The 16259-nt window shown below is 41.9% G+C and carries 14 protein-coding genes; 4 read left to right on the plus strand and 10 right to left on the minus strand.

Going from position 1 to position 16259, the window contains the following annotated elements; genetic code table 11:
- Positions 1 to 449 precede the first annotated feature (449 nt).
- Complete coding sequence (locus BLR84_RS16635; RefSeq protein ID WP_090470390.1) at positions 450 to 1235, plus strand: murein L,D-transpeptidase catalytic domain family protein; 786 nt, start codon at positions 450 to 452, stop codon at positions 1233 to 1235.
- Between the two features lie 103 nt (positions 1236 to 1338).
- Here the strand turns inward: BLR84_RS16635 and BLR84_RS16640 are convergent, their stop codons facing one another.
- A complete protein-coding gene (locus BLR84_RS16640) occupies positions 1339 to 3162 on the minus strand; it encodes a L,D-transpeptidase family protein (protein WP_255366966.1) in 1824 nt (607 codons plus the stop codon).
- Positions 3163 to 3185: 23 nt separating this feature from the next.
- Between BLR84_RS16640 and BLR84_RS16645 the strand changes: the two genes are divergently transcribed.
- Both BLR84_RS16645 and BLR84_RS16650 read left to right on the plus strand, forming a co-directional pair.
- The gene (locus BLR84_RS16645) at positions 3186 to 4697 is read left to right on the plus strand and encodes an alpha/beta hydrolase-fold protein (RefSeq protein WP_090470393.1); all 1512 of its coding nucleotides are present in this window, start codon (positions 3186 to 3188) and stop codon (positions 4695 to 4697) included.
- Between the two features lie 579 nt (positions 4698 to 5276).
- Positions 5277 to 5795: a DinB family protein gene (locus BLR84_RS16650; RefSeq protein WP_090470395.1), complete on the plus strand. Its 519-nt coding sequence runs from the start codon at positions 5277 to 5279 to the stop codon at positions 5793 to 5795.
- Here the strand turns inward: BLR84_RS16650 and BLR84_RS16655 are convergent.
- The 9 genes from BLR84_RS16655 to BLR84_RS16695 form a co-directional block, all read right to left on the minus strand.
- Positions 5792 to 6418, minus strand: a complete 627-nt coding sequence (locus tag BLR84_RS16655; RefSeq protein WP_090470398.1) for an HAD family hydrolase — start codon at positions 6416 to 6418, stop codon at positions 5792 to 5794. The genes BLR84_RS16650 and BLR84_RS16655 overlap by 4 nt on opposite strands.
- Positions 6419 to 6425: 7 nt before the next feature.
- Positions 6426 to 7658 (minus strand): MFS transporter, encoded by a 1233-nt coding sequence (locus tag BLR84_RS16660; RefSeq protein ID WP_090470400.1) that lies wholly within the window; start codon positions 7656 to 7658, stop codon positions 6426 to 6428.
- Between the two features lie 114 nt (positions 7659 to 7772).
- The gene (gene aroC, locus BLR84_RS16665; RefSeq protein ID WP_090470403.1) at positions 7773 to 8867 is read right to left on the minus strand and encodes a chorismate synthase; all 1095 of its coding nucleotides are present in this window, start codon (positions 8865 to 8867) and stop codon (positions 7773 to 7775) included.
- A gap of 175 nt (positions 8868 to 9042) precedes the next feature.
- A complete protein-coding gene (gene aroA, locus BLR84_RS16670) occupies positions 9043 to 10335 on the minus strand; it encodes a 3-phosphoshikimate 1-carboxyvinyltransferase (protein WP_369829186.1) in 1293 nt (430 codons plus the stop codon).
- A 9-nt stretch (positions 10336 to 10344) separates the two neighbouring features.
- A complete protein-coding gene (locus BLR84_RS16675; protein ID WP_090470406.1) occupies positions 10345 to 11472 on the minus strand; it encodes a chorismate mutase in 1128 nt (375 codons plus the stop codon).
- A 75-nt stretch (positions 11473 to 11547) separates the two neighbouring features.
- Entirely contained in the window at positions 11548 to 12447 is a 900-nt protein-coding gene (locus tag BLR84_RS16680; protein ID WP_090470408.1) for a prephenate dehydratase, read from the minus strand.
- A gap of 235 nt (positions 12448 to 12682) precedes the next feature.
- Complete coding sequence (locus BLR84_RS16685; protein ID WP_090470410.1) at positions 12683 to 13582, minus strand: sterol desaturase family protein; 900 nt, start codon at positions 13580 to 13582, stop codon at positions 12683 to 12685.
- Between the two features lies 1 nt (position 13583).
- Positions 13584 to 14642 (minus strand): 3-dehydroquinate synthase, encoded by a 1059-nt coding sequence (gene aroB, locus BLR84_RS16690; protein WP_090470412.1) that lies wholly within the window; start codon positions 14640 to 14642, stop codon positions 13584 to 13586.
- Positions 14643 to 14644: 2 nt separating this feature from the next.
- Positions 14645 to 14851 carry an RNA-binding S4 domain-containing protein gene (locus BLR84_RS16695; RefSeq protein ID WP_090470414.1) on the minus strand — a complete coding sequence of 69 codons (207 nt, stop codon included), beginning with the start codon at positions 14849 to 14851 and terminating at the stop codon, positions 14645 to 14647.
- Positions 14852 to 14909: 58 nt separating this feature from the next.
- Between BLR84_RS16695 and BLR84_RS16700 the strand changes: the two genes are divergently transcribed.
- Complete coding sequence (locus tag BLR84_RS16700) at positions 14910 to 16112, plus strand: proline dehydrogenase family protein (RefSeq protein WP_090470416.1); 1203 nt, start codon at positions 14910 to 14912, stop codon at positions 16110 to 16112.
- The last annotated feature ends 147 nt before the right edge of the window (positions 16113 to 16259 follow it).

The following is a 16259-nucleotide window of genomic DNA, read 5'->3' on the forward strand; positions in this document are numbered from 1 at the left end:
TAAGGTTGATGAAAAGGAAGCAGGGTCTTAATCGCAATGTGAGTCACTAACTCGGAGCGAAGCTTAGTTTACCCTGCTTCTTGCTCAATCAAATAGTCCAATATAATAATTATGCTAATCTAAAGGAGCGTAGCGTGGCAATCTCCTCGCTTGTTTATACGCGAGCGAGGAGATTGCTTCGTCGTTCCTCCTCGCAATGACATATTTTTTACTCCAATTTTCCCCTTCGCAACAATATCTCTAACCTTTTACCGTTTTTCTCCGTATAAATTGAGGCTTAATTGCTTTATCTTAAATTTATTTTCATTTTAGTAAAAAAATATCCTAAAATGATTTTGACTTAAGTAAAAAATTATACATTTGTAATTGGCCGGTTCCTAATCCGGTCAGTTACCGACTTAACCTGTTGCTAATTTAAATTATTGTTTAAAATTAAACTCAACACAAGTATGAGGAAACACTTATGGTGTGTCACATTCTCGGTTCTATTTTTAGCTACAACAATTATCAGCTGGAGATCCGAAGGTGCGAACAAATCAGACAGAAAAGTAAATTCAACTCTAAATGCAAAGGAACTATTTAGTCAGTATGTAAATAGTTTATACCAAACGGCCAGCTTACAGCAAACCGGTTTGGCATTTGATGTATTTGAAAAAGCGGTTACAGGTTATACCAATTTAAAGCTCAATCATCTATTACCACAAAGCAGTTCTGTATTAACGGTGGTCGATTTTACCAAATCGAGCCGTGAAAAACGTATGTGGATCATTGATCTGTTTAGCAAGCAATTGTTACTCAATACCTGGGTGGCTCACGGACAGGGGAGTGGCGATGAAATGGCGACCAGTTTTTCTGACAGGAACGACTCGCATCAAAGCAGTTTAGGTTTTTACCTTACCGATAATGTTTACATGGGCAAACATGGCCGTTCTTTACATTTAGATGGCCTTGATGAAGGGTTTAACAGCAACGCCCGTATGCGCGATATTGTGATTCACGGAGCCAACTATGTAAGCCAGGCTGCTATTAACCGTAAAGGGTACGTAGGTCGCAGTTTTGGCTGCCCGGCAGTATCGCCAAGGGTTATTGATAAGGTGATCAATACCATCAAAGGTAAAACGGTATTGTTTATCAATGGCAACGATGATAACTATAGCTCCAAATATCTTGACGAAAACGGTCCGCTGAATTTTATATCGGCAGATTCAACCGCTTTTGATTTAGCCAGACTATAGGGGAAGAGAACCAAGAGATTAGAGTCAAGAGTCAAGAAAAACAGCCAAATCAACTTTTAATTTTTATCTTGATTCTTGACTCTCGATTCTTGCTTCTGCCTTCTTAATTCATCAACGGTTTTAAATGATCATACAGTACAATATCCAGTCCGTACACATCCTGGCGGTGTTGTAATACACCGGCATCATCTGTCCAGCAGGTAACGTAGGTAATGTATATAGGTGTTTTTTTAGGCAGGCCGATATTGGTGGGTTCGGGGTTATCCTCGCTCATATCTTTGGCAATGGTATCATAGTCCTCGCCTTCACCAAAAAGGTTCTTAGCAAGCCCCTGAGGGTCTCCCAGGCGCACACAACCATGGCTCACCGCACGCATGGCTTTTCTGAAGGCCGATTTGGCAGGGGTATCATGCAGATATACACTGCTCCTGTTTTTGAACAGGAATTTTATTTTCCCTAACGAATTATCCTCACCCGGGCGTTGCTTAAAATCGTATTGCAGGTTATCCGCGGTCACGGTCGACCAGTCTATCGACTCCGGATCTTCAATTTTAATCCCGTCCTTATAAACATCTATGTTCTTGTTTGATAAGTAGTAGGGGTCTTCGGCAGCCTCAATAATGATCTCTTTGGTGGCTATGCTTCGCGGGATGTTCCAGGTTGGGTTTACCTCAACGCTATGGATCACGCTGCTCAGCTGCGGTGTTTCACGCGGGAAAGGTTTGTCATACCGGTCACTGTCCACATAGGAAATCAGGCTGGCGTGGGCATCCATGTTACGACCCTGGCCCACACAAACTTTCATATTTAAAACAGATTTGCCGCCTTCCATCACATCCAGTTTAAAATCGGGGATGTTCACGATCACATATTTTGGTTCGGTAGGTTTATTTTTCCAGCGCAGGCGTTCCATGTTCACCAGAAAATACCGTTTGGATTCCTCTGCAGAGAGGCCATCTATCACAGTGCCGTTCAGGAAAGCCTTTTGCAGGATCTTATACTGAGGATCGGCAGGTTGTATACTGTCGAGGTAAGCTTTTAAATCTTTTACCAACAGTACATTTTTCATGCTGATGCTATCCGGTCGCTTGGTAGCGGTAAAATATCGGGAAAATATTTTCCGGGGATTCACCACCCCATATTGCATGGCATTGGAATATTTGATCAGCGAACTTGCGGTAAGCAATTCAAGCCGGGCAAGTTCGTGGTAAGCTTCATCAGTTGTCAGGATGCCATTTTTGTCATGAAATTTGGCCACGAGGGTTCTAATGGCTGTAATATGGTAAGGCTTTTTACTCAATCCGTGTTCGGTGATCTTGTCAAAATAATCGGGCAGTATATCCAGATCGCCATTAAAAAAATGGTTCATCACTAAAACGGGCTGGTAATCATTCCCCTTTATAAAGGCCTCGATCACAGGCTCGTTCGCGATCTTTGATTTTTGACCTTCGATCTCTTTTTTCAACGCCGCAGCCAGCGTATCAGGGTCAACGTCCTCGTATACTTTATTCTGGGTTGTTTTAAAAAGTTGATCGGCTATGGCTGAATGCTTTTTCTTGCAGCTTTGAAAAGCAAACAGGGATACAAAAAGACCCAATATCAGCAGGTAAACAGAGGTCTTTTTTGAGAAGGCAAAAATCATGATAAAAGTGTAGTTAATTATTCTTGTGTAAGCAATAGCCATACCACAAAGCAAAATGACAACGATTAATTTAAAAAACCGCTGTTTTATATCAAAACGGCAGAACCCTGGCCCAAGCTTATTGGTGTATAAACTATAAGGTGTACCATTTGGAACCGCCATTTCTATATTTCCACACAAAGATACTGTAAAGAGGGAAAGTTCCTGCGATACGGAGTAAGCTAAATGATCTTTTGGTTGTAACGTTTTGAGGTCGGGCGTAGTCTCAATTATGGCTACCTTCATAGCTAGTCCCTTAATATATCTATATGAAAAAAACTGTTATCCTGTTCTCTGTCCTGTTGGTTTGTTTAACAAGCAGCGCTTTGGCGCAATTGAAATCGCTAAATATTATCCGCGATACTATTTACTCCAATATACTCAAAGAAAAGCGGGCGATTGAGATTGTACTGCCGGAAGGTTACAGTGATACCGCTGCTACCAAATACGATGTGATCTATATTACCGACGGAGAATGGAATACCCAGATAGTAGGCAATATCGAGCGGTTTTTAGAGATCCAGTTTATGCCGGCTAATATTATGGTGAGCCTGCCCAATACCATGCTGCAAGGCCAAAACATGCGCGGACGCGATCTTACGCCCACCCGGACAAACGGTGATCCGCAAACTGGCGGGGCTGCCCGTTACATTGCCTTTATAAAAACCGAGCTGATGCCTTACATTAACAAAAAATACCGGACTACCGGTATGAATACTTATCATGGCGGCTCCTTAGGTGGACTGTTTGGGATGTATACGCTGATGAAGGAACCCCGGCTTTTTCAATCATATCTGCTGGCCGACCCAAGCTTTTGGTGGGACAAGGATTATCTGCCCAAACTGGTACGGGATAGCATAGGTAAGATCGACTTAAACAATACCACTTTATTAATTACCGGGCGCGAGGGAGAGCCGGCCCAAGAACAGCGGGTAAACACCATGGATTCGATAATAAAAAAGGCGGCTCCCGCCGGTTTCCATTATAAGCTGATGTTGTATAATGACGAAACACATAACAGTATGATCTTCCGTACGGTGTATGATGGCTTAAAGTTAACCTACCACGGGTATAGCAAACAGGATTTAAATTTTTACCCCGCGGGCGGTGTATTACTGAAGGATAAACCTTTTAAGATGCGTTTTCAGGGCGATTTTGTGAAAGAACTTCATTATACTACCGATGGCAGCGTGCCTACCATGGCATCGCCCAAAATGGCGGGTAATGAGTTGATGCTCCATAATACTACGCAATTGAATTTGAAAGAATTGACCTATCGCCCGGGATACGAGCAGCAGGCGAGCGCTAATTTCAGTATAGGTAATACCCTGCCCGCCGGCCCGCAAATCAAAAATTTCAGCCCCGGCGGTTGGAACTATGCTTACTATGAGGGCAACTGGAACACCCTGCCCAACTTTAAAAACCTAAAACCTCTTAAAAAAGACTGGGCGGGTAAAGACTTCGACCTCAGCAAACTGCCCAAACAGCAAAACTTTGCATGTGTGTTTAACGGGCAATTGGAAATAACGCAAACCGGCTATTACATTTTTGGGCTACGCGGAGACTGTGAGTCCAGAATATACATCAATAACCAATTGATACTTACCCAGCAAACGGCAGGTATTAAATCGTACCTGCTGCCCTTACAAAAAGGGTTTTACACCATCAGGGTTGAATACCTGGAGAAGCAAGGCAAACCATCGCTGGATATCCTCTACGCCCCCGAAAACGGCAACGGCGGCATCATACCGATGGAACTGCGTTATGGGGATGCGAAATAATTGACTGCCGGGAGAAAAAATACCCATCTATCAAAAAAAGCTTGTCATTTCGACAAACAGCGATGGACAAAGTGGTGGGGTGAGGAGAAATCTTCTGCTTGATGCAAGGTTTCGGTTGCAAATCGCAGAAGATTTTTCGCTGCGCTCAAGAGATAGTTTCTCCTCGTACCTCGTTCGAAATGACAACCTTTTTATTCCCTCCAAACACCTCTAAGTCTTGGGTTGACCTCCTTAAAATCCGTGACTCAGAACTTGAGACTCCCAACCTAAATGTGTATATTTGTATATATCAACAGCCCGGTTTTCTTTTTCAAGAGAAAACCGGGCTGTTTAGTTAAGGGAAAAAGGGAGCAAAAATCGACCATTTTTTACATAGTTGTTTGAATGTCAGTTATTTAATACTTTTTAAACCTTTCAAAACCCATCAAAAATTTGTTAAAAAGTGTTAAAATGGCGTTAAAACTTTGTTAAAATGGGCAATAATCACGCTTTTTTATCCTGTTTTGACTAAAAAATTGTTAAAATTAAAGGTTTAAAAAGTTTTTGGGGGCTTAAAACCGAACCAATTTTCTGAAAACGATGACAGCAAAAAACAAAACTGAAGTTTGGCTCCGGGGACCTTTGGAGGATGTGCCGGAGCTTCTCCAACCCGTGGCCCAGGCCCTGCTCCAGACCCGGGAAGAACTGCATGAACTGATGGCCGGTTTCCCGGATAGTTTATTGTGGCAAAAGGTGGCGGGTATGGCATCCCCTGGTTTTCACATGCAGCACTTAACAGGGGTACTAAACAGGCTTTTTACCTATGCCAGGGGTGAAGCGCTTACAGCAGAGCAGTTGGATTACCTGTCGGCTGAAGGAAAGGTGTCCGAAAATATAACTGTAATTGATCTGGTAGAACAGTTTGATCATGGGGTTGATAAAGCTATTAGTCAATTGATTACAATTGATGAGCAAACCTTGAAAGAGTTTCGCGGGGTGGGCCGGGCGCAACTGCCATCAACCGTAATTGGGCTGTATGTACATACCGCAGAGCATACCATGCGACATTTAGGACAGCTTTTGGTTACTGTTAAAGTGTTGAAAAACAACGAGGTTTAAGAAAATATAGCCACTGCATCTTTAAGGCTGTTTGAAACATGGGTTACAGTTGCATTGGGGTGTCTGTTTTCCGGATCAAATAAAAATGTATCAATACCTAAGGTTGTAGCAGCTTTTATTTCTGATTCGGGATCATCGCCGACAATCAACAAGTCTTCGGGTTTGTACCCATGAGTATCCATGATCAGGAGGAAAACTTCTTTTTTTGTTTCAGATGAAATTTCCGGATCAACTATGTATATAGCTTTAAAATCATTTTCTATGCCCAAAAGCCGGATCTTACTCCATTGTAGTTTAGTAAATCCTGTAGTAACCAGAAATTTGTCCGTTTTTGTATCGCTAATAAATTTGTAATCGACATATGGCTGCATAGGCAAATCATGTTCCAGGTTTCTGAGTAATTCAAGTCCCCTTAATTTGGCTGTTTCACTGAAGTTATACTTATTCGCCACCTGTTGATATGGCTTTCTTTTCATTTCTTCTTTAGCCAGATCTATTTGATCAACAGTTAATTCATTAGCCAGGCTATCTAAAAAATCGTACACTTTGGCAAATAAGTATTCGGCGATGGAACTTACCGGATATATAGTATTATCCAAATCTAGTATAATGGCTTTTTTCATTTATAAATTAATCAACTATGATTATTGTCGGTTTATTATGAGGAGTTAGCCTTTTTAGCACAAAAAAGCCGGTTGAGGAGAGCAGGCATACCGAACCTAATACCCACCAAAGCATCGTAAAACCGCCATGAGCGATGATCTGGCTGCCAACTGCGGGAGCAATGATCTGCGCCGCTGACCACGACATACTGTACAATGCGGCATATTCGCCACGGTTGTTGTTGGTAGTACGGTTTATCCAGTAGGCATTCATGAAGGGCATACTCATGATCTCGCCCAGGGTGATCATCACTACGACTAATATAGCTACCCATGCAGCATGCGGCAATAAATTTAATAGCGCAAAGCTGGTACCGGCTATAATAATACCCGCGCTGATATAAGTAAGCGGGTTTCTTTTACCCTCGAGTTTATGGATCAATACCATCTCGATCAGTACGATGAGTATACCATTTAAAGCCAGCAGAAAGCCTATAAAACGCTCATTAAAATGCCATTGGATCTTATAAAACACCGGCTGCATAATAAAGAACTGAAAAAAGCAGGTAGCAAACAAAGTACATAATAAGATAAACATAAGATAAACGCCATCTTTATAAGCTGACGTGGACGCTATGGCTTTATCTGCCAGGTCTTTAACGGTTTTCCTGATCGTTGCGTGAGGCATCAGTTTCAATAGTAAAAGCGCGGCAAAAATATTGGTACAGCCATCCACCCAAAAAAGTAAATGATAGTTGAATGAGGCCAGGAAACCGCCCAATCCGCCGCCAAAGGCCCAGCCCAAATTGGTTGCCAGCCGGTTTAAGGAGTAGGAGCGGGTTTTGTTCTCGTCGTTGCTGTAATGCGCTATGGCTGTAGAGTTTGCCGGGCGAAACGACTCGTTACAGATACTGAGTATGAAAGTACCAATGCTTACACTCAAAAAAGTACGCTGATAACCCAATACAAGGAATAATATGCCACCAATAAGCAACGCGCCCACCTGAATGTCGTAAAAGCCGATCTTATCGGTTAGCCTGCCACCAATAAACGCGCCTGATATGGCCCCGATACCAAAAAATGCCATTACCCAACCCGATTGTACGATGGTAAAATGCAACTGCTGGATAGTATAAATGCTCATAAACGGCACCACCATAGTTCCGCTCCGGTTGATGAACATCACTATGCTCAGGTACCAGCTGTTTTTAGATAGTCCGCTATAAGCTTGTTTGTATAATTGGATGACAGAGGTTAGCATAGGTTTACAAAGATAATTATAAGCAGAAAGCTTAAAGCGAAAAGCCCAAAGCTTTTTATGGGCTTCGGGCTTTTCGAACTATTTAAGTGGCTTTAGGCTTTATGCCTTGAGCTTTCAGCTTAAAATAGAGTTTCGATTCCTGAGCCAATGATCGGCCAAGACCAGTGCGGCCATGGCTTCAACAATAGGGACGGCGCGTGGTACCACACAAGGATCATGACGGCCCTTGCCTGATATTTCGGCAGCATTGCCTTCACTGTCAATGGTCGCCTGGCTTTTCATAATGGTGGCTACCGGTTTAAAGGCTACTTTAAACTCGATAGGCATTCCGTTGCTGATACCGCCTTGTATACCACCAGAGAAGTTGGTAATGGTGCTGATATCGCCTAAATGTGATTTTACAAAAATGTCGTTATGTTCTGATCCGCGCATTTCACTACCGGCAAAGCCCGAGCCATATTCAAAGCCATGAACGGCGTTAATGCTCAGCATGGCTTTACCCAGATCGGCATGAAGCTTATCAAAAACCGGGTCGCCAAGGCCTACAGGGCAGTTTTTTATATGGCAGCTGATCTTGCCGCCAACGGTATCTCCATCTTTACGTACACTGTCAATAAAAGCGATCATTTCCTCGGCGGTGGCCGGATCGGCACAGCGTACGATGTTTTTTTCGCGTTCGTCAATAAACTCCTGTACACTGTCGATACTTACATTAGGCGCGTTGATGGTTCCCACGCTGCTTACGTGGGCCGCTATCTCAATACCCTGGCTTTTTAGTAAAAGCTTGGCTAAGGCCCCTGCAGCAACGCGTGCGGCGGTTTCGCGGGCGGATGAGCGACCACCACCACGATGATCTCGAATACCATATTTGGTTTGGTAAGTATAGTCGGCATGGGAGGGGCGGAATACGTCCACATTATGACTATAATCTTTGGAGCGCTGATCTTCATTTGGGATCAGCATTGCTATAGGTGTCCCTGTGGTTTTACCTTCAAATACGCCTGAAAGGATCTTTACAGTGTCACTTTCTTTACGCTGCGTGGTTATTTTTGACTGACCGGGTTTGCGTTTATCCAGTTCGCCCTGAATGTAATCCAGATCGACCGGTAATTGCGCGGGGCATCCATCAATAATTACCCCAATGGCTTCGCCATGCGATTCGCCAAAGGTTGTTATCCTGAATATTTGCCCGAATGAATTGCCTGCCATGGTATTAGATATGTGATGTTAGATATGAGATTTGAGACGGTTCATCGCAAATCTATTTATTAAAATCGTCATTGCGAGGTACGAAGCAATCTCCAATTAGCAAAGCTGCTCTGTGTGTCGGGGATTGCCACGCTATCGCTCGCAATGACATTTAGTAGTTAATTTAACCTTAACCTTATCCTTCTACTTCCTGAACCTCAAAGCCAAGTTTGGCCAGGTCGGTCCAGAATGCGGGGTATGATTTATCAACTACTGGTCCGTTCTCAAACTCCAATTGAGGAATGATCAGGGCAAGCGGTGCAAATGCCATAGCCATACGATGATCATGATAGGTATTGATAAACATGCGCTCAGGAATAAACTTTTCGCTGCAATCCAATTGATATACTTCGTTGTTCTCAATTAGTTTTACACCCATTTTTGCCAGTTCGGTTTGCAAAGCTAAAATACGGTCGGTTTCTTTTATTTTTAAAGTTTCCAGGCCTGTAAATGCTGCTTCATGACCTAAGGCGGCACACACCACAATAATAGTTTGTGCCAGGTCAGGGCATTCCTTCAGATCGAATACTTTATGACTAAACGGTTTATGCTCCTTGGTTAGCTGAACACCGCCATCTTTGAATTGCGAAGTGATACCAAAATTAGCCATGATCTCGGTGATCACACTGTCGCCCTGTAAGCTATACGGTGTTAGGCCGGTTAAGAAAAGCTCCGCCTGATCAGCAAGCGCTGCAATGGCGTACCAGTATGATGCCGCGCTCCAATCTGGTTCAACATGTAATGAAGTGGTAGTAAACTCCTGATTGGTTATGGCAATAACGTTATCTTTCCATTGATGTTGAATACCTGCTGTTTCCAGCATGGCAAGCGTCATTTCTACATAAGGGCGAGAGGTTAACTCACCTTCAATATGGAGCTCCAAACCAAAAGGCAGCCGTGCAGCGATGAGTAACAAGGCAGTAATGTATTGACTGCTGATGTTACCTTTAATACTGATCTTACTAGTTAGCTGCCCGAAACTGCCTTTTAGTTTTATAGGGGGATAACCCTCTTTTTCTTCATAATCAATATGGGCACCTAACTCTATCAGCGCGTCGACCAATATGCCTATCGGTCTTTCCTTCATCCTTTGGCTGCCGGTTAATATTACTTCATTATCCTGTATAGCAAAATAGGCGGTTAAAAAACGCATGGCCGTACCGGCAGGGCCGATGTCAACAGTTTGTGGTCCATGGTCTATAGTCGATGGATCATGGGCAGTAGCTAACTGCTCACTGCCCACTGCCGACCGTAATATACCGGCCAGCAATACTGCGTCGGCGGCGTCTGATACGTTCTCTACCTTCACTTTACCATTGCTCAGAGCCTCTATAACCAATGCACGGTTGCACTCGCTTTTTGATCCGGTAAGATGTACCGTGCCGTTTATTTGCTTATTGCTTTTTTTCAGGATGACGTTTTGCATCAGTATATGATATTATACGTGGGTAAGTTTCTCTGCTGCTTGTCCGGCCTCATTGGTGTTCATGATCTCGGTTTGCCTGCGGATCGACTCACTGTGTAAAAGCTCTAATAATTTCTCAGTAAATTCAGAACCTAACTTTAACGCTTTTGCATAGTTGGTGCGTTTCTGAACGATCTCATCCCAACGACCTACTTGTAAAATGGTAATGTTGTTGTCTTTTTTGTAGTTTCCGATCTTCTCGGCAATTTGCATACGCTCAGCAATTTTTTGGATAACCAGGTCGTCAATTTTATCGATCTGGTTACGTAGCTCAGCAAGCTTGTCGCTTAATTCTGCGTTACGGATCTCTGGTTTACGTAAAGCCAGGTGATCAATAATATCAGCTAAGGCAGCAGGAGTAACTTGTTGTTTAGCATCTGTCCAGGCTACGCTTGGGTCGATATGTGATTCGATCATTAAGCCTTGCATGTCAAGGTCTAATGCCTTTTGCGAGATGTAACCAATCAGGTCGCGATTACCCGAAATGTGGCTTGGGTCGTTAATGATCGGCAATTCAGGAGCCAGTGTTTTTAAATTGATAGCGATATCCCACATTGGTTCATTACGGAAAGCCGATTTTTCGTAAGATGAAAATCCACGATGTATAGCTGCCAGTTTAGTGATACCGGCATTGTTGATACGCTCTAAAGCACCTATCCATAAAGAAAGATCAGGGTTTACCGGGTTTTTAACCATTACCGGTACATCAACACCACGTAAGGCATCAGCAATTTCCTGTACAGTAAAAGGGTTAACGGTTGAACGCGCGCCTACCCATAAAATATCAACACCTGCTTTTAACGCTTCTTCTACGTGTTTAGCAGTTGCTACTTCCACAGCTGTAGGTAATCCGGTTTCTTCTTTTGCGCGTTTAAGCCATTCCAGGCCTATGCTGCCAATGCCTTCAAATTCGCCCGGACGGGTACGTGGTTTCCAAATACCTGCACGTAATGCAGAGATGCGGCCGGTTTGCGCTAATAAGTGAGCCGTAGCTACTAATTGATCTTCAGTTTCTGCACTGCAGGGGCCTGCTATTACCAATGGTTCTTTTCCGGTTTTGATCCAGGTATGAAGCGGCTGTATGTTTAAATTCAGTTTCATTGTTTTGTTATTTGTCCGGTATTTACCGGTGTGTTTTTATATTTTGTTTAAATCTTCAATTATTAATTACGGGTCTTAGATATTTCTGCGGATATTGATATACTTCCGTATCCGGTCGTTTTTTTGAGGTTTGGGAGTTAATTCATCGTCATGTCTTTCATATTCACCAAGTATGTTAAAGTTATGAGTGTATTTAAGTATCTGTCTTATTGATGTATCGTATTGTTTTTGCTCGTCCCATTCAATGTCCACGTAAAAATTATATTCATTACGCTTACCTAAAATAGGCATAGATTGTATCTTACTCATATTCACACCTTCTTCGGCAAAAATATTAAGCACTTTGGCCAATGCGCCCACTTTGTTACTTACCTGAAAACAAAGCGAAGCTTTATTAGAATTCTTCTTTTCCACATTATCATGGTGGGTAAGGATCAGGAAACGGGTAAAATTCTTCTTGTTTGATTCTATGCGGCGTTCCAGTACATCCAATCCGTAAAGTTTGGCGGCAAGTGAATTTGCAATGGCAACAGTATCGGTCAACTGCTCTTCTCTGATGCGTTTGGCGCAAGCCGCTGTATCATTACTTTCCACAATTTTAAGATGTGGATATTCATCAAAAAAATCAACACACTGGCGTAAGGCGATAGGATGGGAGGTTACATATTTAATATCCTCGAATTTTACACCAGGCAATGCCATTAAGTGTAACTGAATAGGCAGATAAATTTCGCCCACTACCGGGAAACCATAATCAAGCAATAAAGTATAGTTAGGTAATATACTTCCGGCAATGCTGTTTTCTATAGCCATCACCACATAATCAGCTTCCCTGTTTTTTAGGGTCTCAAAAGTTTGTTTGAATGTGTTACATTCAATGGTTTGCGTGTTCTCTCCAAAATAACGTAAAGCAGCTTCCTCATGAAAAGAAGCACGTATTCCCTGGATTGCAACTCTTGGTCTTTCTATCTTCATAAACCCTGTTAAAGCAAAAAGTCCCGGCATTTTGTGCCGGGACTTTTTAAGTTCTTTATGTGTGTGTTAAGTACATATTAGTCCCGGCTCTCACTGTTAAAGTAAAAGTAGTAACCGAAATAGTATGCGCTTGTAAATTTCATTTGTTTTTTATTACGTTGTAAATGTACGGTAAAAAATGTTTTTGTCAATAGGAAATTTTATTTTTTGTAAAATAAACAAGCTGAACAGAATTTTATTTGCCTAAAGCTTGTTTTTCGTATTCCCTTTGCAGTGCACGAGCCGTTTGTGTACTACCGTCGTGGCTCCATCCTGGTGGGTTTAACAGGTATCCTAATTTGTTCCGGAAACCAGGAGCCTGTTTAACGTCATGCAACAGCGCTTTCCATTCGTGAAAAATAATATTCACCGGACCCATATCTTCTGGTTGTTTGGTAAGCCCGTATTTAACCGGTTCAGATAGGTCCTCGTCTCTGAAAGTTCCGAATAGTCTGTCCCACAAGATAAGCATCATACCCATGTTTTTATCCAGGTAAGGAATATTTGAAGCGTGATGTACCCGGTGATGCGCCGGCGTTACAAACAGCCAACCGTACCATTTAGGGAGTGCAACCTTATATTGTGTATGTACTATATTTCCGTACAGCTGAGTAATGAGATAGGCATATAAAATATCAATCGCATTAAATCCCATCAACGCGAGGGGTAAATAAAAAAAAGTACGATAAAATGGCTCAAAAACCGTTGACCGGAAACCTGTGGTTAAATTAAAATGCTCTGATGAGTGGTGTGTTACATGCATGGCCCAAAAAAACCTGCAATAATGCCCGGTGTAATGCAGCACCCAGTACAAAAAGTCTTGCACAACAACCAGTACAAACCAATACAGAAAAACGTTGTGTATTTGAAAAAGCCTGAACTGATAAGCAAAACTCAGCATGAAAAAAGTACTGGTCTTAACTAAAAGGTTGGTAACTACCGCGATTGAAGTAAGGTAGATATTGACAAAAGTATCGCGTTTTTCATAGTATTTACGGTTTTCCCAGTAGCTTAAACCCATTTCAACCAGGGTTAATATAACCAGCAAAGCCATCAGTACCAATGCGGCCCTATTTCGGGGATCTAACTCAGACATCTTACAAATTAATGTAATACATTAAACTTTCACGAAGTTCGGCTTCTGTACAGATATTATCAATATTACATTGCCCAATTTTGGTAAGCAAAGTGCAATTTATTTTATTATCCTGGTTCTTTTTATCCTTTTGCATGATAGCAAACAGGGTTTCAAAGCTATTCTCTTTGATAGTATATCTTGGATAAAGGTCGCTGAATACGCGGGTGATCTCGTTTAATTCTTCCGCGCTCAACCCAGTTTTTTTGTGCGCAAGGTATGATTCGCAGATCATGCCGATAGCTATAGCTTCGCCATGTGATAGTGGGTCTTTATCGTTGATCAAAGAATTGGTTTCAACTGCATGACCAATGGTATGACCAAAATTTAAAGCTTTCCTGATGCCTTTTTCTGTAGGATCTTCAATGGTGATCACATTTTTTATCTCAACAGAACGATAAACCAGTTGAATTGCAGGGTTTTTTAGATCGCTTGTTTTAAGTTCATTCCAATAAGCGGCATCGGCTATAAGGCCATGTTTAAGCATTTCTGCAAGACCTGAAAGTATTTGTCGTGGAGGGAGGCTTTTTAAAAAATCGTATTCAATAAATACAGCTTTGGGCTGGGTAAAGGTGCCTATGATGTTTTTAATACTATCAATATCAATACCAGTTTTACCACCTACAGAGGCATCTACCTGTGACAGCAGGGTAGTGGGTACATGCACAAAATCAATTCCTCTTTTGAAGGTTGAGGCTGCAAAGCCCCCCAGATCGGTTACAACGCCACCACCCAGGTTTATCATTAAGCTTTTGCGGTCGGCACCAAAATCTATCAGCATTTTCCATACGCCGATGCAAAAATCGATGTCCTTGCTCTCCTCGCCGGCATTTATCTCAATAAGGTCGTAATTACCAAGCTCATCTAATTTACCTTTTACAAGTGGTAAACAATGAACGCCCGTGTTTTCGTCAGTTAAAATAAAGAATTTAGAATAGGCTCCTTTTTTTACAAAGTTAACCAGTTCGTCAATGCTGTTATTAAAATATATAGGGTAGTTGTCGCTTTGAATGGTATCCATTATCATATTACCAAGATTTTATTCCCCCTAAATTCAACGATGTCTCCACGTTTAACTTTAAGGCGTTTTCGATAGTCAACCTCTCCGTTATATTTTACTTCTCCTTCACTTACAACTATTTGCGCCTCTCCGCCTGTTGATACGAGTTGGGCAGCTTTTAGCAGCTGTATCATTGGAATATGGTCGCCTATTAATTTAAATTCTATCATGGAGCGGCAAAAATAAACTATTCATGGAATATTGAGATATCATTTTATAATTTTGCAGATGCTTTCTAACCAAACGAACAATAAAACTCAACAGGTTAAGCCCTCTTTTGAAAATACAGAAATCGCTTTCCGTCACTCATCCAATGCTGATCTTAACCGGGCTTACTGGTTATTCAGGATAATCAATGTTAACTTTTTAGTAAAGATAGGGCCTCCGGTAACCAACTTTGCTATTAAAATAGGATTACCTATCAAAAGCCTGATCAAGGCAACCATATTTAAACACTTTTGTGGTGGCGAAACCATTACTGAGTGTAATAATACCATTAAGAATTTGAATAGCGGTGGAGTTGGTACCATATTAGATTACTCCATAGAAGGGGAGGATGACGAAGCTGTTTTTGACAGTACCCGTGATGAGATTATCCGTACCATAGAACGTGCAACTTCAGACAAAGCTGTACCGCTTACTGTTTTTAAGGTAACCGGTGTTGGCCGGTTTGCGTTGCTGGAGAAACTGGATGCCAAACTACAGCTTAATTCAGAAGAAGAAAAGGAATGGCAAAGAGTTCAAAATAGGGTATTAGCTATATGTGATAAGGCCCATGCCAATAACGTACCCGTGATGATTGATGCCGAAGAAAGCTGGATACAAGAAACCATTGATCTTTTGGCGCTAACCATGATGAGCCGTTTTAATACTAAAAAGGCAATAGTTTATAATACCTATCAAATGTACAGGCATGATAAGCTGGCGTCTATATTAAACGACCATGAAATTGCACTTAGTGAAGGATTTATTTTGGGAGCCAAAATTGTTCGCGGCGCCTATATGGAAAAAGAACGTAGACGTGCAGCAGAAAATGGTTACCCGTCACCAATACAACTGGATAAAAAAGCTACCGATCTGGATTATGATTCTGCATTGGATTACTGTACAACTCACATTGACAAAATTGCTTTTATTGCAGGTACCCACAATGAAGAAAGCTGCCGTTTACTGGCCGAGCTTTTAGATACCAAAGGAATTGATCATAAACACCCTCACGTGTATTTTTCGCAACTATTAGGGATGAGCGATAACCTGAGCTTTAACCTGGCAGATGCCCAGTACAATGTAGCTAAATACGTTCCCTACGGCCCAATAAAGGCGGTATTGCCCTATTTATTCAGACGGGCACAGGAAAACACAGCTATAGCCGGCCAAATGAGCCGTGAGCTGAGTTTAATAGTGAAAGAGCGGAAAAGACGGAAGCAGTAAATTATTTATAGCAATATCAAAAAAGCCATTTCTTTAAAAGAGAATGGCTTTTTTTATTATCCGGTTGACTCAATCAACAAAAAAGTGGGTTTACATGGTTTACACTTTTTATGGTTAACATGTATGTAGATAATTGTTAGTCAATTA

The organism is Mucilaginibacter sp. OK268, from assembly GCF_900103125.1.
GTDB lineage: Bacteria > Bacteroidota > Bacteroidia > Sphingobacteriales > Sphingobacteriaceae > Mucilaginibacter.